General features: G+C 52.4%; 30 protein-coding genes. 19 read left to right on the top strand and 11 right to left on the bottom strand.

Annotation, left to right across the window (positions count from 1 at the left end):
- Nucleotide 1: 1 nt before the first annotated feature.
- From NOU37_01805 to NOU37_01790, 4 genes are all read right to left on the bottom strand, one after another.
- Nucleotides 2-1,231, bottom strand: a complete 1,230-nt coding sequence (locus NOU37_01805) for a beta-ketoacyl-[acyl-carrier-protein] synthase family protein (protein ID MCQ4573968.1) — start codon at nt 1,229-1,231, stop codon at nt 2-4.
- Nucleotides 1,232-1,312: 81 nt separating this feature from the next.
- On the bottom strand, nt 1,313-2,536 hold the full coding sequence (locus NOU37_01800; GenBank protein ID MCQ4573967.1) for a beta-ketoacyl-[acyl-carrier-protein] synthase family protein: 1,224 nt from the start codon (nt 2,534-2,536) through the stop codon (nt 1,313-1,315).
- A 1-nt stretch (nt 2,537) separates the two neighbouring features.
- Nucleotides 2,538-3,017, bottom strand: coding sequence for a 3-hydroxyacyl-ACP dehydratase FabZ (gene fabZ, locus NOU37_01795; protein MCQ4573966.1), 480 nt, complete (start codon nt 3,015-3,017; stop codon nt 2,538-2,540).
- A gap of 11 nt (nt 3,018-3,028) precedes the next feature.
- On the bottom strand, nt 3,029-3,301 hold the full coding sequence (locus NOU37_01790; protein MCQ4573965.1) for a phosphopantetheine-binding protein: 273 nt from the start codon (nt 3,299-3,301) through the stop codon (nt 3,029-3,031).
- A 275-nt stretch (nt 3,302-3,576) separates the two neighbouring features.
- Here NOU37_01790 and hemL point away from each other — a divergent pair, with 275 nt between their 5' ends.
- The 12 genes from hemL (at nt 3,577) to atpC (ending at nt 12,658) form a co-directional block, all read left to right on the top strand.
- Entirely contained in the window at nt 3,577-4,893 is a 1,317-nt protein-coding gene (hemL, locus tag NOU37_01785) for a glutamate-1-semialdehyde 2,1-aminomutase (GenBank protein ID MCQ4573964.1), read from the top strand.
- Nucleotides 4,894-4,906: 13 nt separating this feature from the next.
- The gene (locus tag NOU37_01780; protein ID MCQ4573963.1) at nt 4,907-5,539 is read left to right on the top strand and encodes a hypothetical protein; all 633 of its coding nucleotides are present in this window, start codon (nt 4,907-4,909) and stop codon (nt 5,537-5,539) included.
- 103 nt (nt 5,540-5,642) lie between these two features.
- Nucleotides 5,643-5,870 carry an AtpZ/AtpI family protein gene (locus NOU37_01775; GenBank protein ID MCQ4573962.1) on the top strand — a complete coding sequence of 76 codons (228 nt, stop codon included), beginning with the start codon at nt 5,643-5,645 and terminating at the stop codon, nt 5,868-5,870.
- The gene (locus NOU37_01770) at nt 5,867-6,316 is read left to right on the top strand and encodes an ATP synthase subunit I (protein MCQ4573961.1); all 450 of its coding nucleotides are present in this window, start codon (nt 5,867-5,869) and stop codon (nt 6,314-6,316) included. The genes NOU37_01775 and NOU37_01770 overlap by 4 nt, the downstream gene beginning before the upstream one ends.
- On the top strand, nt 6,300-7,055 hold the full coding sequence (atpB, locus tag NOU37_01765; protein ID MCQ4573960.1) for a F0F1 ATP synthase subunit A: 756 nt from the start codon (nt 6,300-6,302) through the stop codon (nt 7,053-7,055). Before NOU37_01770 ends, atpB begins: the two co-directional genes overlap by 17 nt.
- Nucleotides 7,056-7,074: 19 nt before the next feature.
- Nucleotides 7,075-7,347, top strand: a complete 273-nt coding sequence (gene atpE / locus NOU37_01760; protein ID MCQ4573959.1) for an ATP synthase F0 subunit C — start codon at nt 7,075-7,077, stop codon at nt 7,345-7,347.
- Between the two features lie 13 nt (nt 7,348-7,360).
- Entirely contained in the window at nt 7,361-7,867 is a 507-nt protein-coding gene (gene atpF, locus NOU37_01755) for a F0F1 ATP synthase subunit B (GenBank protein ID MCQ4573958.1), read from the top strand.
- Nucleotides 7,864-8,412: an ATP synthase F1 subunit delta gene (gene atpH / locus NOU37_01750; protein ID MCQ4573957.1), complete on the top strand. Its 549-nt coding sequence runs from the start codon at nt 7,864-7,866 to the stop codon at nt 8,410-8,412. The genes atpF and atpH overlap by 4 nt, the downstream gene beginning before the upstream one ends.
- Before the next feature lie 67 nt (nt 8,413-8,479).
- The gene (gene atpA / locus NOU37_01745; GenBank protein MCQ4573956.1) at nt 8,480-9,994 is read left to right on the top strand and encodes a F0F1 ATP synthase subunit alpha; all 1,515 of its coding nucleotides are present in this window, start codon (nt 8,480-8,482) and stop codon (nt 9,992-9,994) included.
- A gap of 3 nt (nt 9,995-9,997) precedes the next feature.
- Nucleotides 9,998-10,870 carry an ATP synthase F1 subunit gamma gene (atpG, locus tag NOU37_01740; protein MCQ4573955.1) on the top strand — a complete coding sequence of 291 codons (873 nt, stop codon included), beginning with the start codon at nt 9,998-10,000 and terminating at the stop codon, nt 10,868-10,870.
- A 109-nt stretch (nt 10,871-10,979) separates the two neighbouring features.
- Complete coding sequence (gene atpD, locus NOU37_01735; GenBank protein MCQ4573954.1) at nt 10,980-12,392, top strand: F0F1 ATP synthase subunit beta; 1,413 nt, start codon at nt 10,980-10,982, stop codon at nt 12,390-12,392.
- A complete protein-coding gene (atpC, locus tag NOU37_01730) occupies nt 12,389-12,658 on the top strand; it encodes an ATP synthase F1 subunit epsilon (GenBank protein ID MCQ4573953.1) in 270 nt (89 codons plus the stop codon). The genes atpD and atpC overlap by 4 nt, the downstream gene beginning before the upstream one ends.
- Before the next feature lie 131 nt (nt 12,659-12,789).
- On the opposite strand, the gene tsaB is transcribed toward atpC, so the two are convergent.
- Nucleotides 12,790-13,497 carry a tRNA (adenosine(37)-N6)-threonylcarbamoyltransferase complex dimerization subunit type 1 TsaB gene (tsaB, locus tag NOU37_01725; GenBank protein ID MCQ4573952.1) on the bottom strand — a complete coding sequence of 236 codons (708 nt, stop codon included), beginning with the start codon at nt 13,495-13,497 and terminating at the stop codon, nt 12,790-12,792.
- A gap of 175 nt (nt 13,498-13,672) precedes the next feature.
- Here tsaB and NOU37_01720 point away from each other — a divergent pair, with 175 nt between their 5' ends.
- Together NOU37_01720 and proC are read left to right on the top strand one after the other, a co-directional pair.
- Complete coding sequence (locus NOU37_01720) at nt 13,673-15,166, top strand: aldehyde dehydrogenase family protein (protein ID MCQ4573951.1); 1,494 nt, start codon at nt 13,673-13,675, stop codon at nt 15,164-15,166.
- A 15-nt stretch (nt 15,167-15,181) separates the two neighbouring features.
- Complete coding sequence (gene proC, locus NOU37_01715) at nt 15,182-16,009, top strand: pyrroline-5-carboxylate reductase (GenBank protein MCQ4573950.1); 828 nt, start codon at nt 15,182-15,184, stop codon at nt 16,007-16,009.
- 69 nt (nt 16,010-16,078) lie between these two features.
- On the opposite strand, the gene NOU37_01710 is transcribed toward proC, so the two are convergent.
- The 6 genes from NOU37_01710 to nifU form a co-directional block, all read right to left on the bottom strand.
- Entirely contained in the window at nt 16,079-16,477 is a 399-nt protein-coding gene (locus NOU37_01710) for a hypothetical protein (GenBank protein MCQ4573949.1), read from the bottom strand.
- A 361-nt stretch (nt 16,478-16,838) separates the two neighbouring features.
- Nucleotides 16,839-17,468 carry a 4Fe-4S dicluster domain-containing protein gene (locus tag NOU37_01705; GenBank protein MCQ4573948.1) on the bottom strand — a complete coding sequence of 210 codons (630 nt, stop codon included), beginning with the start codon at nt 17,466-17,468 and terminating at the stop codon, nt 16,839-16,841.
- Between the two features lie 178 nt (nt 17,469-17,646).
- The gene (locus tag NOU37_01700) at nt 17,647-18,000 is read right to left on the bottom strand and encodes a cytochrome c (GenBank protein ID MCQ4573947.1); all 354 of its coding nucleotides are present in this window, start codon (nt 17,998-18,000) and stop codon (nt 17,647-17,649) included.
- A gap of 165 nt (nt 18,001-18,165) precedes the next feature.
- The gene (locus tag NOU37_01695) at nt 18,166-18,402 is read right to left on the bottom strand and encodes a glutaredoxin (protein ID MCQ4573946.1); all 237 of its coding nucleotides are present in this window, start codon (nt 18,400-18,402) and stop codon (nt 18,166-18,168) included.
- A 6-nt stretch (nt 18,403-18,408) separates the two neighbouring features.
- Nucleotides 18,409-19,614, bottom strand: coding sequence for a cysteine desulfurase NifS (nifS, locus tag NOU37_01690; protein ID MCQ4573945.1), 1,206 nt, complete (start codon nt 19,612-19,614; stop codon nt 18,409-18,411).
- Nucleotides 19,614-20,450 (bottom strand): Fe-S cluster assembly protein NifU, encoded by an 837-nt coding sequence (gene nifU / locus NOU37_01685; protein ID MCQ4573944.1) that lies wholly within the window; start codon nt 20,448-20,450, stop codon nt 19,614-19,616. The genes nifS and nifU overlap by 1 nt, the downstream gene beginning before the upstream one ends.
- Before the next feature lie 225 nt (nt 20,451-20,675).
- Here nifU and NOU37_01680 point away from each other — a divergent pair, with 225 nt between their 5' ends.
- From NOU37_01680 to NOU37_01660, 5 genes are all read left to right on the top strand, one after another.
- A complete protein-coding gene (locus tag NOU37_01680; protein MCQ4573943.1) occupies nt 20,676-21,293 on the top strand; it encodes a hypothetical protein in 618 nt (205 codons plus the stop codon).
- Nucleotides 21,294-21,409: 116 nt separating this feature from the next.
- A complete protein-coding gene (cysK, locus tag NOU37_01675; protein MCQ4573942.1) occupies nt 21,410-22,372 on the top strand; it encodes a cysteine synthase A in 963 nt (320 codons plus the stop codon).
- A 51-nt stretch (nt 22,373-22,423) separates the two neighbouring features.
- Complete coding sequence (locus tag NOU37_01670) at nt 22,424-23,038, top strand: hypothetical protein (protein MCQ4573941.1); 615 nt, start codon at nt 22,424-22,426, stop codon at nt 23,036-23,038.
- A gap of 74 nt (nt 23,039-23,112) precedes the next feature.
- A complete protein-coding gene (locus tag NOU37_01665) occupies nt 23,113-23,337 on the top strand; it encodes a hypothetical protein (GenBank protein ID MCQ4573940.1) in 225 nt (74 codons plus the stop codon).
- A gap of 55 nt (nt 23,338-23,392) precedes the next feature.
- Complete coding sequence (locus tag NOU37_01660; GenBank protein MCQ4573939.1) at nt 23,393-23,722, top strand: type IV pili methyl-accepting chemotaxis transducer N-terminal domain-containing protein; 330 nt, start codon at nt 23,393-23,395, stop codon at nt 23,720-23,722.
- Nucleotides 23,723-23,725: the final 3 nt, after the last annotated feature.

Below are 23,725 nucleotides of genomic sequence, written 5' to 3'. Positions count from 1 at the left end.
TCTAGGAGTATTTGGACATTACCAGGGCAGAGCAGTTGCCCGTATAGGAGAACGATTCCACGAGCACGTTGTCTATCTGTGCCTGCCTCTTTTTGTTTGGCACGTAGTCCAGGTCGCAGCCGGGGTCTGACTCTTTGTAATTGATTGTAGGAGGGATAATTCCCGTGTTGATTGACATGACGGACGCCACGCATTGCATCGCCCCTGATGCATCCAGGCAATCTCCGGTCATGGACTTTATCGCGCTTACGGGTATATTCTTTGCGAGGTCGCCGAAGGATTCCTTTATAACGACGGTCTCCATCCGGTCACCGTTTACGCTTGAATTGGCGTTGGCGTATATCAGGCAAATATCTTCCGGCTTGAGTCCGGCGCTGGCGAGCGCCAGGGAATTGGCCCTCATACCGCCGCCCATGTCTCCGCTATTGTCCCAGCCGGGGTTAAAGCTGGTGCCATAGCCCTTAATCTCGGCGTATATCTTCGCATTTCTTGCCTGCGCATTCTCCAGACATTCAAGCAGCAGCATGGCCACACCCTCGCCCAAAACTATGCCGTTGCGTCTCTTATCGAAAGGAGCACAAATCTCATTGCCGCCGGTATTCTTGCTCCCCGACAGCACACCGGCCTTGCTGGAAGAGTGGAATATTTCCCGCGTAAGTCCGTGCGCACCGCCAGTCAGCACGGCCTTTACCCTGCCGAGCCTGAGGAAGTCGGATGCGCACATAATAGCGTCCACGCCGCTGGATTCACCCGTGGATATGGTGGAATTAAGCCCCTTGGCCTGACAGAATATTGAGGCACGGCTGGCGGGAGCGTTTAAGACCGTGTTGGGGAAGGCCATCGGGTTGACGTAATTAGGCCCCTCGTTAAGAGAGTCCATGTCAAAATTGCTTATGCTGTCGATACTTCCAAAGGTCGAACCGAGGACGATGCCCATGTCGTCCTCTTCATATACGCCTTTGACGGCGGCATCCTCGACGCAGAGACTTGAGGCTGCGGTTACCAGCAGCGACGTCCTGTCAAAGTGCCGGATACCCTTCTTGCCCAGGAACTTGCTGGGGTCGAAGTCCGGTATTTCGCCGGCATTCTTGGAACTGCACCCGTCCACTTCAAAAAGGGTTACGGGTCTTATGCCGGAGACACCGTTCTGCAGGTTTTCCCAGAAGCTGTCCTTGCCCACGCCGAGCGGGCTTATAATGCTTATACCTGTAACTACTACTCTTTCTTCCATCTGTCTGTTTGTCTCAAAGCGGTCAAAGACGAAAAAACGGTTGGATGAGAATTATTATAACTCAACCTTCCTGTTGGTGATTTAATTAAGAAACTTCTTGACCACCAGGCAACTGTTATTACCACCAAAGGCGTACGCGGTATTAAGGGCGATGTCTACGCGGCGCTCTCTTGAAACGTTGGGTACATAGTCCAGGTCGCATTCAGGGTCCTTCGTCTCGTAGTTTATGGTTGGCGGGACTTTATCCTCTTTGACTATCAGCGCACAAGCAATCGTCTCTATTGCACTTGCGGCGCCCATAGTGTGACCCATCATGGATTTTATAGAACTCACCATGAGGTTCCCGGCATGTTCACCGAAGACCTTTTTTATGGAAATGGTTTCAGCTTTATCGTTTGCGACAGTACCCGTGCCGTGGGCGCTTATGTACTGCACGTCCTCAGGGTTAATCCGTGCGTCTTGAAGGGCCTTTTTAACGCAAGAGATTACGCCGAGGCCCTCAGGATGGGGAATGGTGATGTGGTAGCCATCGCAACTCAGACCGTAGCCTATAATCTCCGCATAAATGTCGGCCCCCCTTGCCCGCGCACCGTCGAGCGACTCCAGCAGCAGCATACCCGCGCCCTCTCCAATCAACATCCCTTTGCGGTTCTTGTCGAAGGGACGACATACGTCCGGTGCCACCGCGGCCAGGCGGCTGAAACCCGTAAAAGCGACCTTTGAAAACGGGTCGGAACCGCCAGCAAACATAAAATCCACCCTCCCCATCTTTATGAGGTCACAGGCATAACCGATTGCATAATTGCCCGCCGCGCATGCGGTAGGTATTATGGTGTTGGGGCCTTTAAACCCGAATGCCCGGGCTATGTTGGCGGGTATATTATTGCACGGGTGCAGCAGAAAGAGCTGCCTGTCTATCTGGCTCTCTTCCTTTTCGTGTCTGAGGTGGTCTATTCTTTCGAGTATTTGTATCTCACCGCCGGTCGTCCCGACAGAGACACCTATCCTCTCGGGGTCTACCTCGTCCAGTTTCAGTCCTGAATCCTCAAGCGCCAGCTTGGTGGCTGCCACTGCAAGCTGAGACCCCCTCCCTGTTTTCCCGACCGAGCCGTTATCCGTATAGTCGTGATAGTCAAAGTCCTTCACCTCACAGCCCTTGTGGACCTTATGCTGGGACGTGTCAAAGCACGTAACATCGCTAACACCGGATTTGCCCGAAACTACCGCATCCCAAAACGCGCCATCCTTGGTTGAACCGATAGGAGTTATCGCACCTATACCGGTGATAACTATACGCGTGTTCATGCTACTCCCGACCTTTACCAAGTGAAGTTTTATCGGCCGTCGCGAAGGTCAAAGTGGTCTTGGCGACTGTGTTTTCCCCGACCCTTGCGATGCCACTCACAATGGCGGCATTAGAGATAACCTTTTCTATGTCTATCTCCAGGTATAGTTGATCCCCGGGGAAGACAGGCTTTACAAAGGTTACTTTTGCGGAGGCCAGCAGGAAGACCGCGTCCGGGCTGTCGTCCTGCTTGAAGCTTTTTTTGAAGAGTATTATGGATGCCTGGGCCAGGGCTTCCAAGGTAAGGACGCCGGGCATTATGGCGTATTCCGGAAAGTGTCCGACGAAGAAAGGTTCGTTCGCAGAAACATTTTTGAGGCAGACGATTCTCTTCCCCTCCTCTAATTCAACAACTTTATCTATGAATAGGAAGGGATACCTTTGCGGGACGAGCTTCTTTACCTCCTCGAAATCCATGGTCTTGTAGGCCCCTCTGGCCAAGCCTCTTGGGCCTAAGCTTCCTGCAGCCTTCCGCTCTCGGCCAGCACATCTTTGGTCATGTTAATGGTAGCGGTCAAAGATGTTATATCTACCAACTTTTCTTCTGGTATTTGAATCTTGAACTTCTTTTCAATAAGCGCTAATATCTCCAGGGCTAAAAGGGAGTCTATCTCTAGTTCCTTAAAGAAATTGGCGTCTCTCTTGTTCCAAATCTCGTCCCTCTCTAGCTCCGTTACTTCCGCAACAATGGACGTCACTTCCTTTTCAATCTCTTCTACGTTCAAAACTCCCCTCCTTATAGTGCTATGTAAGATGCCAAATCGGACAAAGCGACAGACAATGATAAAATAAGCCCCAGCCCCTTTAAGAAACTAACATATACCACAGCCTCAACGGCATTGTCAATAGCAATCTTAAAGGCGTCCTGAACGCTTAAATCGCAGAAGAATCTTCGTTTTATTGTCGTGTGAGCGCGGTTCTCCCGTAAATCTAAAGTTCTTGACAAAATCCTTACACCCTGTAAAATTGCGGTTTCTGCCCTGTTTATGGAGAAACCACCGTGCCGCCTGTAACCAAGAACTTGAACACCAGCAGGTCTGATGCGGCCTTCAGTGAGGCTTCAAAGCACATACCCGGCGGTGTCAACAGCCCCGTAAGGGCCTTTGGGCCTGTCGGGGGCCACCCGGTTTTCATACAATCCGGTTCAGGGTCCCATATAAAAGACATAGACGGCAATGAATACATAGACTATGTGTGCTCCTGGGGACCTCTAATCCTTGGCCATGCCGACCCGCAGGTAACAAAAGAGGTTAATGACGCCGTGAAAAGAGGCTCAAGCTTTGGGGCACCTACGGAGTTGGAGACCCGGCTGGCAGAACTCATAAAGGAATTAGTGCCGTCCATTGATAAAGTAAGGATGGTAAACTCCGGTACAGAGGCCACGATGAGTGCCGTCCGGCTTGCCAGGGGGTTTACCGGGCGCGATTTGGTCATAAAATTTGAAGGCTGTTACCACGGTCATGTCGACGGCCTGTTAATCAAAGCAGGGTCCGGGGCGACCACGTTAGGGGTGCCTACAAGTCCTGGCATACCCAAGGGTTATACTGATAGCACGGCCATTCTCCCTTTTAACGACAGCGAGACGGTTGGTGAATTCTGCAGGGAACGCGGCAAAGAGGTCGCATGTATAATCCTGGAACCGGTGGCTGGAAACATGGGCGTTGTACCTCCCAGGCCCGGTTATCTGGAGAAGTTGCGCGAGATTACAAACCGGCACGGTATCGTCTTGATATTTGATGAGGTTATGACGGGTTTTCGCGTATCGGCGGGCGGCGCGCAGGAGCTCTTTGGCGTAAAACCGGACCTTACTACGTTAGGGAAGATAATAGGTGGCGGCCTGCCGGTGGGTGCCTATGGCGGCAGGGCGGACATAATGGACCAGATAGCCCCGCTTGGCCCCGTTTACCAGGCCGGAACCCTGTCTGGAAATCCGGTGGCCATGAGCGCCGGTATAGCCACCCTGAAAAGACTAAAGGATAAAGGCGGGTATATATATAAGCAGCTTGAAGAGAAATCACAAAAGCTGGCGGACGGGCTTGAGAAATCAGCACGTGATGCAGGGGTCAAGACGTATCATACAAGGGTGGGTTCCATGCTGTGTGTCTTTTTTACGGACACTGCAGATGGCGTTTATGATTACAAGACGGCAACGAGTTCCGACACAAAGCGTTACGCCAGCTACTTTAACGGGATGCTGGAAAGGGGCGTATATCTGGCACCTTCCCAGTTTGAGGCCGCTTTTGTATCTGCCGCCCACAGCGATTCGGACATAGAGGCCACAATCGAGGCAGGCCGCCAGGCAATGAAGGGTTTATGACGGGGTTTGTGACATGGAATCTGAAGTAAACGAGGGCGAACTGGAAAAAGCTTCTCAGAGGCTTAGTGCGATATGTTTTAAGGCAGAGAGGATGCTGAACGTCACGATAGATGGGTTCGTACATCACAGCGAGGTAAAGCTAAAGCGCGCTGAAGAGCTTGGAGATGAGATAAACAAGGATGCAAAGGAACTAACAGATTTTCTGGTCGGAATTTCTGGTGAAGCCAAAGAGGGAAAAGAGCAACTAAAGGAACTTGTTGCAGCGGCAGGTCAGCTCCAACTGGTCGGAGAGGGCTTGAAGGGCATGCTGCCTCTCGTTAGAAATAAGATAAAGGAGGATATCCTCTTCACCAACAAGGCGGTCCTGGAACTAAAATATCTCTTTGAGAATACCCGTAAGGTCCTCACCAATGCAGGGGATGCACTTCTGACCGGGAATCCCGTCATTGTAAAGTGCGTGATGGAAGAAGGGCTGCGCCTTAATGAGCTTGGCGATGAGTACGCTATAGAACACGAAGACAGGATCATATCCGGGGTGTGCATACCCAAGGCATCTCCATTATACTTGAACATTATTGATTGTTTATCAAGGGTTAACCGACACACAGTAAGGGCTATCATCGCGTTTTCCTCCACGAAGGACTGAGACCGGGAGCCTCATATGTGAGGATCAAGCCGAAGAGAACTAATGAGGAGAAGAAGAAATTTCGCTTTTAAATCGCTAGTCATTGTGATAGGATTTTCCGCTTATGCCTGAAAACGGCAAAGACTCGGTTCGCCTCTTTAGCAGGACGGCCGGTCTAGGTTTCTTTATGGTAGGTTCAGTTGTAGGCGGTTACCTGGTAGGAAGCTTTTTAGATTCTTATCTAGGCACTTCTCCGTATCTGTTGATGGTATTTCTCCTGCTGGGGATTGTGGGCGGTTTTTTAGAGTTCTACAGGACAATAAAGAAATTGGTGTCTGAGAAGAAGAGATGAAAGAATTCCATCTGGACGAAGGTTTTCCCAGGAGAGTCTTTAACACATCTTTGGTGCTAGCGGTGGTAATGGTCTTGTGCTCTACCTCCCTGCAGTCCTTTCCCTTGACACTCAGTCTGGCCCTGGGGTCGGGTATGAGTGTTGTTCTAGGTGGCATTCTTTGGTGGACAATACTTCGCCTGTCTTCAAGAGACAGAGAGGGGGCCAAACGTTTCTTCCTATGGGTAAGCATCCTCAAATACATTTCTCTGGTAGGGGTTTTTTATCTTATCTTCAACTACTTACCGATCGTTCCTGAGGCCTTTCTGGCGGGAATTGGCCTGGTGCCGATGGTGATTGTTTTGAAGCTGGCAGGAATGGTTCTTGTAAGCTATCTAAAAGGGTCTGTCAGAGTAGACCATAAAGATTTAGGAGGAGGAGGATACAGGCGTGGCACACAAGGCTGAAGGGGGGGGGGTTGTAGAATTACCGACCTTCCTGGACCTTCTGGGTCTGGACATGGACCAGACACTCCTGGGCCTCACTCTCCACCAGTGGATGCCTGTGGTAATGTCCGGGGTGGCAATCACCTTTCTGGTGGTTTTCTGCTACCGGGTTACAAGTAATCTCAAGAAAATACCCGGGTCGCAACAAGCCCTGCTTGAGCTGACAGTGGAAGGCCTGGACGACTTTGTCAGGGACCAGATGGGTAAGGCCGGCGGGCCTTTTGTGGCCTTTATAGGGACGTTATTCATCTACATCTGGGTGATGAATCTTATGGGCCAGATTCCCCTGTTTCACTCCCCCACCGCCGACTATAACACTACCCTGGCATTAACCATGATAGTCTTTCTTCTTACCCATTATTACGGGCTTAAGCATAAAGGGCCGATAGGCTATTGTAAACATTTTCTGGGAGAGCCCAGGTGGCTGGCCCCCATGCTGCTTCCTATCCACCTGGTGCAGGAGTTTGTTGCCCGGCCGCTGACCCTTTCCCTTCGTCTTTTTGGGAATTTAACGGGAGAGCATACCATCCTGGCCATTGGCATAGGGTTTTCCCCTTTTATTTTTGGTTACATCCCTATCCCGTTGCAAATCCCGGCTTCACTTCTGGACCTTCTGTTGGCTACACTCCAGGCAGGTATCTTTGCGGTGCTGGCCTGTTTCTATATAGCGGGTGCTATGGGCGCCCTGGAAGAGCATTAAAAAAAAGGAGAGATTTGGGATGATATATTATGCAGGATTAGTGCTTGCTATTGCTTTAGTGGCTGTAGCGGCAGGTGGTTGCGGCGCGGGCATGGGTCTCACAGTGGCAGGAGCCCTGAATGCCATGGCCAGACAGCCGGAATTGATGAGCCGCTTCCAGTTAACGATGTTTATAGGTCTGGCCTTTATCGAGTCTCTTACCATATATTCCCTGGTAATCTCTTTCATCTTCTTAGGAAAACTACCTGCGCCCGATGTTCTCCTTGAGTTAGTCAAACAGGGTACGAGGTAGAAGGAGGACAACCTTGCTGGAATTCTTTCGGGCCTTACACGTTGATTTTAAATTAGTTATAGTACAGGCCGTCGGTTTCTTGATCGTCCTCTATCTCCTCAAGAGGTACCTCTTTAATAAGCTCCTTGCCTTTATAGAGGCCAGGAAGAAGGAGGTTCAGGATACCTACGACAAGTCGGAGCAACACAATAAAGAGGCCGCAAACCTGAAGGCGGAATATGAGCGGAAGGTAACCGAGGCCGAAGAAGAGGCCGAGAAGAAGCTCACGGCTGCCGTAAAAGAGGCCAAGGCCCTGAGTGCGGAAATAGTCGAGAGGAGCCACCGGGAGGCCGAGGCGATAAAACTAAAGGCTGACGAGACGCTTGCGCTGGAGAGAAAAAAGGCGACCGCGGAAATTCGTAACCAGGTGGTAAACCTTTCTATGCTTGCCACCCAAAAGCTTGTAAAGGAGAGTGTAGGCAAGGACAAGGCCGAACAATTGGTTGATGAGTTTATAGGAGAGGTGGAGGGCCTTAAGTGATAGACAAGACACTCGCCACCGGATATCTTCAGGCACTTTTTGAGCTTGCCAAATCAAAGGGCCAGCTCCAGGAGGCCGCAAATAACCTGGAAACCGTCTCCAGGCTTTTCAGGGAAAATGCCGACCTGAAGAAGATCTTACTCCACCCTTCTGTTACAAGGGACGAGAAGGCGAGGCTCGTCAAAAGTGTCTTTGCTCCATACATAAGCCCCCTGGTCAGAAACTTCTTGCTGTTAATCGTGTCGAAGAGGCGGGAGAGTATATTGAGTGACCTGCTCGAAGAGTACCAGGCGGTGGCCGATCTGGTAGGCGGCAGGAGCAGGGCCGTCATAAGAACCGCCATACCTCTAACAGAGGAGAAACATGCCCGGCTTAAGAAGGCCCTTGAGGACATGGCACAGAAGGAAGTTGAGATAGAGACACAGGTGGCCCCCGAAATACTTGGCGGAGTAGTCGTTAGAATCGGCAACAGGGTGATTGACGGGAGTGTAGCCTCCCGTCTTAAGAATTTGAGAAGGAGACTGGTAGAGGTGGGTATTAGCTGACTTGAGCGGCCCACACCCATTTCTTATACGAAATATTGGTATTCTCTAAGGATAGGAGTGTTTTTCCATGGCGTTAAAACCTGACGAAGTAGCCTCAATACTTAAGAAGGAGATAGAGGGATACGAAGAGAAGCTGCAGATGGAGACCGTAGGCACGGTGCTCCAGGTGGGTGATGGGGTAGCGAGGATTTATGGTCTCGACGACTGTATGGCAGGCGAACTGTTGGAATTCTCTGAGGGGTTATATGGCGTTGCGCTCAACCTGGAAGAGGATAACGTGGGGGCGATACTCCTGGGTTCGGACGAGAACGTAAAGGAAGGAGACGTGGTAAAGACGACGGGCAAGATAGTGCAGGTGCCCGTTGGTGAAGCGCTTCTGGGAAGGGCCGTGAACGCCCTGGGCCAGCCCATAGACGGTAAAGGCGCCATCGCCGCCGACAAATTCATGCCAGTCGAGGCCCGCGCGCCAAGCGTGGTAGAGAGAATGCCGGTAAAGGAACCACTGCAGACCGGTATAAAGCCCATCGACGCGATGATTCCCATCGGCAGGGGACAGAGGGAACTGATAATAGGCGACCGGCAGACCGGAAAGACCGCCATCCTGGTGGACACCATAATCAATCAGAAAGACACGGACGTCTACTGTATATATGTCGCCATCGGCCAGAAGATGTCCACTGTCCTTGACATAATGAAGACCCTCGAAGAATACGGCGCGATGGAATACACCACCATTGTGGTGGCCTCGGCCAGTGATCCCGCGCCGCTTCTGTATATCGCGCCCTACGCGGGATGCGCCATGGGAGAGTTTTTCAGGGACAAGGGCCAGCACGCCCTTATAATGTACGATGACCTGTACAAACACGCCCTTGCATACCGTGAGGTGTCGCTTCTTCTCAGGCGCCCGCCGGGCCGCGAGGCCTTCCCCGGCGATGTGTTCAATATCCATTCACGTCTGCTCGAGCGTGCCGCCAAGCTGAATGAGGAACTCGGCGGTGGCTCGCTGACAGCGCTGCCCGTGGTAGAGACTCAGGGTGGCGACTATTCCGCATACATCCCGACAAACGTAATCTCCATAACCGACGGACAGATATACCTCGAAAGCGACCTTTTCTATTCCGGCGTCCGCCCGGCCATCAGCGTAGGGCTTTCGGTGTCCCGGGTGGGAGGCAACGCGCAGACTCCCGCCATGAAAAAGGTGGCCGGTATGCTCAGGCTGACGATGGCCCAGTACCGGGAACTGGCGGCCTTCGCACAGTTCGGCTCCGATCTCGACAAGTCCACACAGGACCAGCTCGAAAAAGGAAAGCGCCTGGTGGAGATTCTTAAACAGCCGCAGTACGAGCCGGTGCCAGTAGAGAAACAGGTAATGATTATATTTGCCGGTGTAAACGGTTATCTGAGTGATATCGACGTGGAAAAGATAAAGGAATTTGAAGGCAAATTCCACAAGTTCATGTCTGAAAAATACCCTGCCGTGGAAGAAGAAATAAAAGAAAAGAAGAAGATTAGCGGTGACCTTGCCCACAGGCTCACGAAGGCCATCGAGGAAATTAAGACCGAATTTACGGGAGGTAAATAGACGGTGCAGGGAACGCGCGAAATAAAACAGCGTATACGCGGCGTTACCAACATCCAGCAGATAACCCGCGCCATGGAAATGGTGGCCGCAAGCCGTTTGAGAAAGGCCGAGGCCCGCGTCGTTGCCTCAAGACCGTACAATGACAAGATGGTGGCTCTTATAAACTACCTCGCCGCTACATCTGTCGGAAGGTCGCACCACCTGCTGAAACCCAGAGACGTCAAGACAATAAAGGTTCTTCTTGTAACGTCTGACAAGGGATTATGCGGGGCCTATAACACTAATATCATCCAGCATGCCGTGAGGTTTTCGAGGCAGAACCGGGATAAAGACGTGAGGCTTGTGCTTATCGGTAAAAAGGGCCAGAACTTCTTCCGTAGAAGACAGTATAATATAGAAAAGAACATCCCTGGCAACGTGGAAAAGATAAGTGAAGAGCAGATAAGTGAACTTGCCGGGCAGTTTATTGAAGAGTACGAAGCAGGCAAGTGCGACCAGATTCAGATATTTTTCACCAAATTCGTAACAATAATGCGCGGGCGGCCTACTTCGCTGCAATTGCTCCCAGTGGAGACAGTGGCTTCGGAAGAGACAATAAAGGTCGCATCGACTACCGACTACATCTTCGAACCGTTGCCCGAGGAAATTCTCTCAAAACTTTTCCCGAAATACGTGGAGTCCATTCTCCGCTGTGCGATATTTGAATCGCTGGCGTCGGAGTTTGGGGCCAGGAGAGTGGCGATGATTTCCGCCTCAGAGAACGCCGAAGAGATGATAGACGAGCTTTCACGCTCTTACAATAGGGCGCGTCAGGAGGCCATTACCAGGGAGCTTCTTGAGATAGTTTCGGGTTCAGAGGCCCTTGCACACAGATAAAATACAATTTGAAATGGGCGCGAGAGAATTGCGCCGAAACGACTTAGAGGCAGTAAACGGCACCAAAGCCTTCAATAGAGCCATTTGTTAGAACAGGAGGTTAGAAAAGTTGAGTAATAAAGGAACTATTGAACAGATTATCGGCCCCGTGGTTGATATAAGATTCACGCCGAAAAACCTTCCGGCTATACATGACGCCGTTAAGATTAAAAATGCGGAGAAAGGTATAGACCTGACCCTGGAGGTAGCGCAGCACGTGGGCAATGACACGGTAAGGTGTGTTTCACTGGCCACCACCGACGGGCTCGTAAGGGGAATGGAGGCGGACGATACGGGGGGCCCCATAAGTGTGCCGGTAGGCAAGGAAACACTTGGCAGGTTATTCAACCTCCTGGGGGAGCCCATAGATAACGCCGGCGAGGTAAAAGCCAAGAAGAAACTCCCTATACATCGTGAACCGCCCCCTTTTGACGACAGGGAGACGACAACCAACCTCTTCGAGACGGGGCTTAAAGTTGTAGACCTGCTGGCACCTTTCGCCAAAGGCGGAAAGGTCGGTATGTTTGGTGGCGCGGGGGTGGGCAAGACGGTGCTCATCATGGAACTCATCAGGAACATCGCCACGGAGCACGGCGGAGTCTCCACCTTTGCCGGCGTGGGCGAGAGGACCAGGGAAGGAAACGATCTCTGGCTTGAGATGAAGGAATCGGGTGTGATAGAGAAGACCTGCCTTGTATTCGGCCAGATGAACGAACCACCGGGCGCGCGTCTGAGGGTTGCGCTGACGGCTCTCACGATGGCCGAGTATTTCAGGGACGCGGAGGGACAGGACGTGCTTCTATTTATCGACAACATCTTTCGTTTCGTGCAGGCCGGTTCGGAGGTTTCGGCCCTGCTCGGCCGTATGCCCTCCGCGGTGGGTTATCAGCCAACCCTGGCCTCGGAGATGGGAGACCTGCAGGAGAGAATCACCTCGACCAAGAAGGGCTCCATAACCTCTATGCAGGCTATCTACGTGCCTGCGGACGATTTTACCGACCCGGCGCCCGTAGCCACGTTCCCCCACCTGGACTCAACGATATGGCTCTCGCGGCAGATTGCCGAACTTGGGATTTATCCCGCGGTAGACCCGCTGCGTTCTACTTCAAGGATACTTGACCCGAAGATCTTGGGCGAAGAGCATTACTTTGTGGCAAGAGAGGTACAGAGAATCCTGCAGAGGAATAAAGAGCTCCAGGACTTTATAGCCATCCTGGGTATGGAGGAGCTTACCGAGGAGGATAAGTTGCTGGTCAACAGGGCCCGGAGGGTGCAGAAATTCCTCTCGCAACCGTTCTTCGTCGCAGAGCAATTCACCGGGATGAAGGGCAAGTACGTGCCCTTACAAGACACCATCAGAAGTTTCAAAGAAGTAGTAGAAGGAAAGCACGACGACCTCCCCGAACAGGCCTTCTACATGGTGGGGACCATAGAGGACGTTGTGGAAAATGCTAAAGGTATGGCCGTGGAGGAGACGGCATGACGGGCGAGAACACTTTCAGGCTGGACGTGATTTCACCGACCGGAATACAGTATGAGGGCGACGTTGTGAGCGTGGTAGCCGAGGGGGTGGAAGGCTCTATGGGAATACTGCACGACCATGCCCCGTTGCTTACCTGGCTTAACCAGGGCAAGTTCAAGATAAAAGAGCCCGGAGATAAGACAGTCGAACTTGAACTTGAAGGCGGGTTTATGGAGGTCCGCAACAACAACGTAGTGGTGCTTACGGAAACTAAATCAAAAACCTGAAGACTAACCCACCAGTATGGCCCACGATTTAAACCACGATGTTTTGCCATTCTCCTGTTGGCAAAGATAAATCTTCTTGTGTAGCGTCCGATTCTCGCTGAAGGCTGAAAGTCTGCCAGAGGTGGACCACGCTACATTTTTTTCTCTCCGGCCTGCTTCCGGCGTGCTGCCAGTTTCTCCTCTGCCTCGGGGATTCTCATGTAGAGCGGCTCAAGCTTGTACGGGTCGATAGTCTTCCCTCCTTCATCAAAAATCCTTTTACCCAGGCGGGCGACTATGCGTGCCCTTGCCACGCCCATTTCATCGCTGCCAAAGGTTATCCCGTCCGCAGTGAAGAGTTCTTTATATTTAACCGTGCCGTCTCCAAACAGCAGGGCGGGGCGGGGTAATATATCCATCAGTTCCTGCGGTTCAATGACCCTCGGCCCGGATGACGGTTGCCATAAATCTCGTGTACGTCTATAGATGCACGCGTACACCCGCTCTCTCCTTGCGTCCAGCACCGGACAGGCCGTCACCGCTTCCGGCGGGGCATTTTCTGCGAGTACATCCAGTGTAGGAACGGCCACCAGCGGCTTTCCAAGCGTATGGGCCAAAACCTTCGCGCACGTGACCCCCACCCTCAGCCCCGTATACGAACCGGGACCGTGGCTTACCGCTATCAGGTCAATTTTTTCCGGCTCAAGCGACAGCTCCCTGAACACACTTTCAAGTGAGGGAACGAGCGCCTTCCCGTGGCGCATGCCCTTCTCAAAACTCCTCTCCGCAAGCACACCCGAATCTTCACAAAGGGCCACGCTGCCGACCAACCCCGACGTCTCTATACCAAGTACCTTCATGTCTGCCGGACCAATTCCTTTTTTACAATAATGTTACCTGCCGGAATCCCCACCGCATGCTGTAAACACCGTGACTACTTTACGCTGGTCATTTTCTTACCCTTTTTATATGATATTCCAAAGTTGTGGACAAGGCCATTTTAAGACATGCACTTGTAAGCGGGGGATTAGACAAGTGATACAGTGTAAGAACTATATAGACGGACAGTTCATAGAGCCTGCGGGCAAGAAATTAGAAAAGAAAAACCCTTCCAATCTCCAGGAGGTGGTAGGGGTACTGCCTCAATCAGGTGAAGATGAGGTAAAGAACGCCGTCGAGGCCGCCAGACGCGCCTTTCCTGCCTGGAGGTCTCTTTCCCGCATCCGCAGGGGTGAATACCTTGACAGCCTGGTCCAGATACTGAAGAGAGAGAAAGAGGCCATCTCTAAGATTATCACCAGGGAGATGGGTAAGGGCATAAACGAGGCAAGGGCGGACGTCGTCGAGGCGATACATATGGTGCAGTACGTATTCGGCACGGTGCGTATGCCCTTCGGGGACGTGGTGTCCTCTGAGATAGCTGAAAAAGACGCCTTTATGAGAAGAAAGCCCAAGGGTGTGATAGGTGTAATCACTCCCTGGAACTTTCCCCTTGCGATACCCTTCTGGCTTATCGCGCCGTCTCTGGCGGAGGGGAACACGGTTGTATTCAAGCCGTCCAAGGACTCACCGTGCACGGCACAGAAAATGGCGGAATGTATCGTAGAGGCAGGACTGCCGCCGGGTGTAATAAACATAATCTATGGTAGCGGCGAGGAGTGTGGTATGCCGCTGGTGCGTCATCCAGACGTTCGTGTGCTCCTCTTTACGGGTTCTTCGGAGGTTGGACAGCGGATACGTAAGGTCTGTGCCGAGTTGCCCGATAGGATGTGTGCCTGCGAGATGGGCGGTAAGAATGCCGTCATCGTCCTGGATGATGCCGACATGGGCATCGCCGTAAATGCTTCTTTGACAAGTGCCTACAAAACTTCCGGACAGCGCTGCACGGCCGCGGGCCGCATTATCGTACACCAGAAAAGACTAAAGGAATTTGAAAAGAAGTTCGTCAAGATGTCGAAAAAAATACGTATCGGCGACCCCATGGACCCCAATGTCTTCACCGGACCCTTGATAAACGAGGGCCAGCTGGAAAAGGTATTACGCTACAACCAGCTTGCCAGGGATGAGGGCGCGGCCGTACTTCTTAACGGCGGCAGGATGACCGGGATGGAGTATGATAAAGGCTGCTTCGTCTCTCCCTTCGTATACAGGTTGAGATATAATCACAAGAGCAAGGTCCTCAGAGAAGAGGTCTTTGGCCCGCACGTGGGCATCATACCCGTAAAAGACCTGGATGAGGCGATAGAGGTTCACAACGACGTGGATTACGGTCTTTCCTGCTCGGTCATCACGGAGGATTTCAGAAAGGCCAGGGAGGTGCGCGACAGGTGTGAATATGGGCTGGGTTATGTGAACCTTCCCACCATAGGGGCGGAGGTGCACCTGCCGTTCGGCGGGGTGAAAAAGAGCGGCACCGGGATGCCCTCGGCCAGCACGCTCATTGACGTGGTCACCCACCGCACCGCCTGGACGGTGAACTACGCAAAAGAAATCAAGATGCCCCAGGGAATGGATGTGGATGTAAAATGATACCTGAGGTTTCACATGTTCGGTAAAAGCATAGGGCTGATAGGCGCGGGCAAGATGGGGACGGCGCTGCTCAAGGGCATACTCAAGGCCGGTCTTGCAAAACCGAAAAATGTCTACATCTGCGACATTGATAAAGAACGGTGCGCGGGCGCAGGGAAGGAACTGGGCGTCCGGGTCGCGAAAGACAATACCGAGGTAGTACAAAACACGTCGCTTATCATCCTGGCAATAAAGCCTACCGACATGGTGGCGGTACTAAAACAGATAAGCGATAACGTACTGCCCGATAAACACCTTGTTGTGTCCATAGCGGCCGGGGTTACCACGTCCACGCTTGAGGCAGGTCTTAAGGCGGGCGCCAGGGTGATAAGGGTGATGCCCAACGTGGCCTGCATGGTGGGCGAGGCGGCCTCGTGCTACGTGCCCGGTAAGAATGCTACGGATGAAGACCTGAAGATTACCGGCGAGATACTGGGTTCGGCCGGAAGGGCGTTCCGGCTGGATGAGAAATATCTGGACGCCGTGACCGGTCTGAGCGGCAGCGGCCCCGCCTACGCCGCCATGATTATTGAGGCCCTTGCCGACGGCGGGGTGAAGATGGGGCTGCCCAGGGATACCGCCGTACAGCTTGCCGCACAGACCCTGCTTGGCACCTCGAAGATGCTACTGGACGGCGGTTATAACACCGCACAGATAAAAGAGATAGTCATGTCTCCCGGCGGGACTACAATTGAAGGGCTCTCAGCCCTGGAGAAGGGCGGGCTCAGGGCCAGTTTAATATCGGCCGTCGAGGCCGCCACCCTCAAGTCCAGGACCCTGGGTAGAAAGTCTTCTAAGAAGTAGGGGCGACCCGACGGGTCGCCCGAACGTGGTTTTTGATAGGCGCGTCACAAACAGGCCCTCGCACATGTGTCAAGCCACACCGCCCGCTTCTGAGGGCAGTATGTCAACCTTCAGCCCTTTGATCCAGGCAACCATGCGGTCTTTGTCTTCATGCGTCAACGTATACGTGTCATTCCTCCAGATCGCACCTTTTTTATCCCTCGCAACGACTCGAACCTCAGGGGCCTCCTCACCATCCTCAACGCTCATTGTTACTATAAATTTTTTGAAGAATTTCTTTGTATCACCGACAATCCTCTTGTCGTCCGCGCCTTTTTTCAAGTTTGTAAGTGAAGCGCCGCCACCGCTTGTCTTGATCTCTCCCCTGTCCGTCGTCTCGTCAACCATGATATGGACGTCGCTTTCATATCCATTCTCATCCTTGACCTTTATGTCCAGTTCCTTGACCGTCTCTTCACCGTTGCCCATGACTTACTCTCCAATTTGTCCTGTATGTATATATACGTGCAACCGTCCCTGCCAAGAAGCACATACACTCATACACATAATATATCCATGCATATACAAACTGCGCATTTAAAAGTCAACGTGGTTTTTTTAGGGTATATCCGCGTAAGATGTTTACTGCCCCCGTAATACATGGATGAACTAAGCAGCGGTTAATAGAAACGGTGGAGGGTGCCACCCCCAAGTCCAGGACCCTCGGCCAAAAATCCGCAAAGAAATAGCCTCATGGTGTGCCCAGATGTACCCCACCAAAACTGGTTCAGCGACCGTAAAGGTCGTTGCCTATTGAAGACATCGGCACCCGCAGGTGCGCGGGGTAAGGTTAGACGGGGATTATCTTGATGGAGCAGGCGGAGTTGACGGTCATGCAGGCGCGTTCGCAGATCCCGCATCCAGTGCATTTTTCTTTGTTTATGACGGGTTTCCCGTCCTTCATCGTAATGGCCTCGTCCGGGAAGGGGCACGCTATTACGCAGGACTGGCAGAACTGCACGTTGCCTGATATACAGGTCTCCCTGTTAACCACCGCCACGCCCATTCTCACGTCCTCGCGTCTCGCGGGCATAACCAGCGCACCCTCTTTACAGGCCTTTATGCAGGGTAAATCCTCACAGAGCATGCACGGTTGTTTTCTCGGCTCTATTATGGGCGAGCCGAGCGGTAGACCGGTCTCCATGTCGTCAGCGCCCCTTATGGCATAGTGGGGACAGACCTTTATGCACTCGTCGCAAATGGTGCACAGCGATAGGAACTCCTGTTCTGCCACGGCCCCCGGCGGTCTCAGATACCCTTTCTCCGGCAAACCAGCCGACATCTCCTTTACGACCTCGCCCAGGACGTCCGCCGTCTGCGCAAGGGTCTCTCTGAAGAATTCCCTCCGCCGGACGTCCATATCCTTTCCCGCAGGGGAACCGGTGCTGTATTTAATCAAATCTTTAAGGATGTCTAACATCTTTTAGTGTGCAGCTACTAACTGTTTCCAGGGCAGGCACGGGGGCCAGCCCCTACATGATCGCAGAGTAAACTCCGCCGCTACAACCACGATTATAAACTGAATGTGTATAAAACCAGAACAAAAAAGAGGTGGCTCCTGGTCAATTCACAATCGGAAACCACCTCATTAAGACCTCTTACTTACTTCCAAAACTCCTGACCTTCGGCAGGAATTCTGTCACGTCTATGTCAATTCCCAGCATGTCCCGGACAAATGGCTTTACCGGGGCGTAGTTCTGGTTATCGGTGCCGTCCGTCATCGATTTTATCAGGTCCTCGTCGGTCTTCGAGGCCTGCCATTCGGCACTGGTGAAATCCGGCGAACCGAATTGTATACCCTGCTCTGTGGGCTTACCGTCGACACCATGACAGAGTGCACAGAGCATTCCAAAAAGCTGGTTGGGGTCTACGTCCTGTGCCCAGCACTTCGAAGTGTTAAGTGTAAATGCAATACTAAAGACCAGAAACGCTCCGAGTATCATCTTCTTCATCTCTAGGTTTATCTCCTTGCGAACGGTTCAAGCATGTTTGCATCGGCTAAAAACAAAAAGGGAAACCATTTAATGTAATTACGGTCCCCCCCCTTACTCACTGCTCCACTACTAAAGATTGACCCGAAGAATGTAAACAAACTCAGCGGCTCTGTCAAATTGATTTTACTTGCCGTGCTGGCTCAATATGTCCTCTACTTTATTGTACTCCCTGCCGTCGTAGAGGAATGCCGGCGTAGTAGTGATTCCGGAGATCTGAAGGGCAAACTCCGCCCTTCCATCAACGGTGTCAATGCAGATTTCTTTATACTCCAGACCCGCGTCCTTCAACTTCTTCTTCGCGGCGTCACAGTTCGGACATGTTTCCTGTGTAAAGACCAATAATTCTCCGGTTTGACTCATAATTGTTTAGCCCCTGTTAGCGGTTGAAGCGGCCTTCTGTTCCAATTCCTCTATCTCCCTGGCATACGGGGATATGTCCTTAAGTTTTTTCATAATGGGAGGTATGCTCTCTAGAATGTAATCGACATCGTCTTCCGTGTTATAGTGGCTCAGGCTGAACCTTATGGAGCCATGCGCGGCGGTGAAAGGTACGCCCATAGCCATCAAAACGTGAGAGGGTTCCAGTGAACCTGACGAGCAGGCCGAACCGGAAGAGGCGCAGATACCCGCCTCGTCAAGCAGTAGCAGTATCGCCTCACCTTCCACGTACTCAAAGCTGATATTGGTCGTGTTTGGGAGCCGCAGCGTCTTGTGACCGTTTAATCTGGCATTAGGAATGTTTGTAAGGAGATGTTCCTCCAGTTTGTCCCTCAGAGACTTGACGCGTCCCTGTTCTTCTTTCATATACTTCTTCGCCAGCTCACAGGCCTTGCCGAGGCCCATTATATACGGTATGTTCTCGGTGCCCGCCCTTTTGCCGTTCTCATGGTGGCCTCCTACTATTAAGGGCTTGAATTTCACGCCGCGCCTGATGTAGAGCGCGCCCACGCCCTTGGGGGCGTGGAGCTTATGGCCGGAGATTGTGAGCATGTCTATGTTGCCCTTGCTCATGTCCATTGGTAACTTGCCGACCGTCTGGATTGCGTCGGTGTGGAATACCGCCCCTTTTTCCCTGGCTATCTGAGCGGCTTCTTCCACGGGGAAGACTACCCCGGTCTCGTTATTGGCATGCATGACGGATACAATGGCCGTGTCGCCCCTTATCGCCGCCCTCAGTTCCCCGAGGTCGAGGAGTCCCTCCTGATCCACGGCAATCTCAGTGAGCTCGTAGCCATGCCGGGCAAGCTGCCTGCACTGGTGAAGGACGGCAGGGTGCTCAACACGGGTGGTAACGATGTGCCGCTTCTTGGGATGAGACTCTAGCGCCCCGCGTATCGCAGCGTTGTCACTCTCCGTACCACAACTTGTAAACGTTATCTCAGAAGGGTCGGCCCCGATGAGGTCGGCCACCTTCTCGCGGGCCTGTTCTATCTTCTTGTGAAGCTGACCACCGAAGGTGTGCATACTGGAGGGGTTACCGTAAAGCTCCGTAAAATATGGCAGCATCTCCTCCACTACTTCATCTGCTACCCGGGTAGTGGCGTTGTTGTCTACATAAACGGTCCTGCTCATCAAGTAGCCTCTTCTACTACCAGGTCTTCGGTAACGAGTTCTCTCAGCTTCGCCTCGACCGTGTGCCTTACCTTTTCCTTCGACGTGGCGTTGTGGATGCAGTTACCCTGGAAGGAAACATACACCGTGTCTCCATCTATATCCTCAAGTTCCACGTCATCGCCGCCGGACGTCAGGACGGGCCTTATTTCCTTCTCTATGGTCTCCTGAACGAGCTGCATCTTCTTGATATTGCTCATCTTCTTTACGGGTTTAGGTTCAGGCGCCACCGCCACGGCGGGACCCCTGATATCGTTTATAATCTGCTGGATGTCCGGATGGCACGACTTACAACCGCCGCCGGCCTTCGTATAATTAGTTACCTGTTCGATCGAGCCAAGATTGTTTTCCCTGATTACCCGTTCAATAACCTTGTCGGTTACGTCAAAACACTTACATATGATAGTACCCTCTTCGGAAGGTGCCTTTTCGTAGCCGCGGTAGTTCGCGATGGCGGCCTCTAACGCCTCCTGACCCATTACCGAGCAGTGCATCTTCTCGTCCGGCAGGCCGTCCAGGTAGTCCGCGATATCCTGGTTGGTGAGCTTTTCGGCCTCCTCCACCGTTTTGCCCTTTACCATCTCTGTAAGGGCGCTTGCGGCCGCAATGGCGCTCCCGCAGCCAAAGGTCTTGAACTTGGCGTCCACGATACGGTCGTTGTCCAGCTTGAGGGTGAGCCGTATGGCATCACCGCAGGCCAGATTGCCCACGTCGCCCACTGCGTCAGCATCCTGTATCTCACCCACGTTTCGCGGGTGAAAGAAATGGTCCTTCACCTTTTCTGAATAGTCCCACATTGGAAAACCTCTGGAGGAAAAAATGCTGGCTTATAAAACACTCTATCATATCCCGGAACAACCGTTATGTCAAGGAATAAGGGCGTATTGCGCGTAAACGCAGCCTGTGCGCTAATTAGAATGATATAACTCCGAAAATTAAACAAACTTTTTGCAAACGGGAGCAAATGATAGTACACTCCCCGGATAAATAAATAAACACAAATGTAACAAAGAGAGGGGCTTGTGAAGAAAAAGATTACCCCGGCGGCAATTCTGGTGACGGTTTTTGCAGCTGCCGTATGTGTCCAGGGTGCACCGGATGAAAGCCGCTTCCGACAAGGACCAACCCACGTTAATGAGGGCCGTCCACACCAGGGAGAAAAGAGGCCCGGAAGAGCACTGACCCAACATGACCTGAAGCGGTTAGACAAGATGGAAAAGCAGTGGGCCGCCCGGCTGGATATGGCCGGAAAATCGATAGCTCGCGGAGACGACCTCTCCGCGAAGAACTATATAGACAAGGCCATGGAAACGGTGGAGGATATGAAACGGGCGCTTAAGGTCAGGGGTTTCGAGCTGACAAAGGTCCCGCGACTCGCCGCCATGGAAAAGTTGACGCTGACGTATGCGAATTTAAACAAGATCTCTTCCTTGAGCAGAAATTCCACAAATACTATAATGATGAACAGAGACCGATTAGCACGGCTTACGGTCCAATCGTACGACTATCTGAAAGAGGCCGAGGCCGTATTTCGGGCTGAACGCGCCCCCGGCCTCGCCGATGCCTACATAAAACTCAGAATGGAATTAGGCGCCGCAATCAAGAAAATAGAAAAACAAACAGGCACCCGTATACTGTAATACGGTAGAAAATGGGTTTCACAAGAAATTTTCTTGCTATCGCGTTATTGCAAACCTATAATGCCCCCATCATATACTCTTACATAGCACACACTTAGAAAAAGATTCCTCTCCTCATGGTAACAGAAGGCGGTAAAGTGTCCCGCGAACCCGGTGTCTCCGGTAAGGCAATCGCCGGCGATGCGCTGGAACTCATCTTTAACACACCGATGGTCCGGTTGTGCAAGGTGGTGGAGACGGGTTCCGCGGAGGTGGTTGCGAAACTGGAAGGCGTCAACCCAACCGGGAGCGTGAAGGACAGGGTATGCCTGGGGATAGTCCAGGCCGCTGAAAGAGAGGGTAAATTAAAGAAGGGTTCAACCATAATAGAACCCACCGGCGGCAACACTGGCATATCGCTGGCCATGATAGCAGCCGTGCGCGGCTACAAGCTGATACTTGTGATGCCGGAGAACGTGCCCGGTGAGCAGAAGGCCCTGCTGAGCTTTTACGGTGCGGCACTGGAGCTAACCCCTTCATCGGAAGGGATGCCCGGCGCCATTAAGCGGGCGCAGGATATGTTGCGAACAAATTCCACAAGATTCTTTATGCCCAACCAGTTCGAAAATCCGGTAAACCCCGAAATACACAGGAAGACGACCGCCCCTGAGATACTTGAGGCCACAGGGGGTGACATCGACACGTTTGTGGCCGGCGTCGGCACGGGAGGGACTATTAGCGGCGTGGGTGAGGTGCTCAAGGCAAAGATCCCTTCCGTACAGGTGGTGGCGGTGGAGCCAAAGAGCTCTGCCGTTATATCCGGCGGCAGGCCCGGCACGCATGGCATCCACGGCCTGGGCGCGGGGTTTCTGCCGGGACTTCTCAATAAGGACATTATTGACCGGGTGGTAGCGGTCAGCGATGAAGACGCACAGGACATGACCGCCCGTCTTGCCAGGGAGGAGGGTCTTGTAGTGGGTATATCCTCCGGCGCCGCCGCCTTTGCATCCGTCGTTATCGCCCGTGAACTGGGTGGCGGGAGTGGTAAGAGGGTCGTAACCATCTTCCCTGACAGGGGCGAGAAGTATGCGAGCAGGTAGAAGATTTTCGTTCCCGCAAAAACCGGATTTTACTAGAATACACTTAGTGATATGGAAGCTCTAATATTCTCGGCATTAAGCATTGGTTTTATACACTCGCTGGCGCCCGACCACTGGCTGCCTTTTGCTTCGATAGCCAGGGCGCAGGGCTGGTCGCGCCGGAAGCTCCTTATAGTGAGCCTGCTTGCGGGCGTGGCGCACGTCGGGTCGAGTATAGTCCTTGGCGCGCTGGGGATATTTCTGGGCCTCGGCCTGTTCCACCTTGAAGGGGCCGAATCCTTCAGGGGCAACATCGCCGGCTTTCTGCTGATTGGTTTTGGGGCGGCCTATGCCCTCTGGGGACTGAAACACCTGAGGCACAACCACCTCCATATGGACAACGCAAAGACGGTAACCGTCTGGGCGCTGATAGCCATATTTATCTTCGGCCCGTGTGAACCCCTTATACCCCTCATGTTCCTTGCCGTTCAGCACGGCTGGTACGGCGTGTGGCTGACCACGGCGGCCTTTTCCCTGGTCACCGTGTTTATGATAGCCTTCCAGAGTATGCTGGCGTTTCGCGGTCTGGAACTGTTGCCGGGCAGGCACATGGAGAAGTGGTCGCACGTCATGGCCGGGGGGATAATAGCCCTGACCGGCGTCGCAGTCATGTTTATGGGTATGTGAGGCGGTTTTAACAGGTACACGAAGAGACCCTTATTTCTCTGAATCCCGAAGCTTCGAGGCAGGTATTAAACAAAATGAAAAAGATATCAAGGTTCTGGGCGTTTATATTTATAGTCACTAACATCTTTTTCTTCTTACTGGGTTTTTTCTTTGGCTCCAAGTTCAGCCACGCCGCGGAATACTTCCAGGGGTTCCGGTCTGCCCTATTGGTTATAACGTTGATTACGGTAGCAGTGGCCGGATATAAGCTGTACAAGAGATATGTTAAACAGGAGACTACTGACGAAGAGTCAAACTAGGATAAAAAAGAAATCTCGCCGTATCATCTTCTGAAAGGTGTCAGCCATATTGCTGATGCTGCTGGCAATGGAAGGCGGTATGACGGGAACCGCACTGTATCTCACCTACAAACTTAAAGGCGATGCCAACGCAATAAACTACGCGGGGCACGAGCGCTGGCGCACTTATGACCAGGCCTTTCTTATCAATCAGTATTTTGCAGAGGGCGCGGATAAGAAGGCCTCCCGTAAGCTCGTAGAACAAAGGATGAAGGAATTTGAGGAGATCCTCTATGGGCTGAGGGATGGGGACAAGGCCCTCGGACTAAAGGGGGTGAAACCTCCCAAACATAAACCCTCTCTTGCTGAGCCACTAACCCCCGAAGCAGCCGCAGATGTGTCGTAAAAC

Source organism: Candidatus Bathyanammoxibius amoris, assembly GCA_024451685.1.
Lineage (GTDB): Bacteria > Planctomycetota > Brocadiia > Brocadiales > Bathyanammoxibiaceae > Bathyanammoxibius > Bathyanammoxibius amoris.
This window is presented reverse-complemented; position numbering and strand designations above follow the sequence as displayed.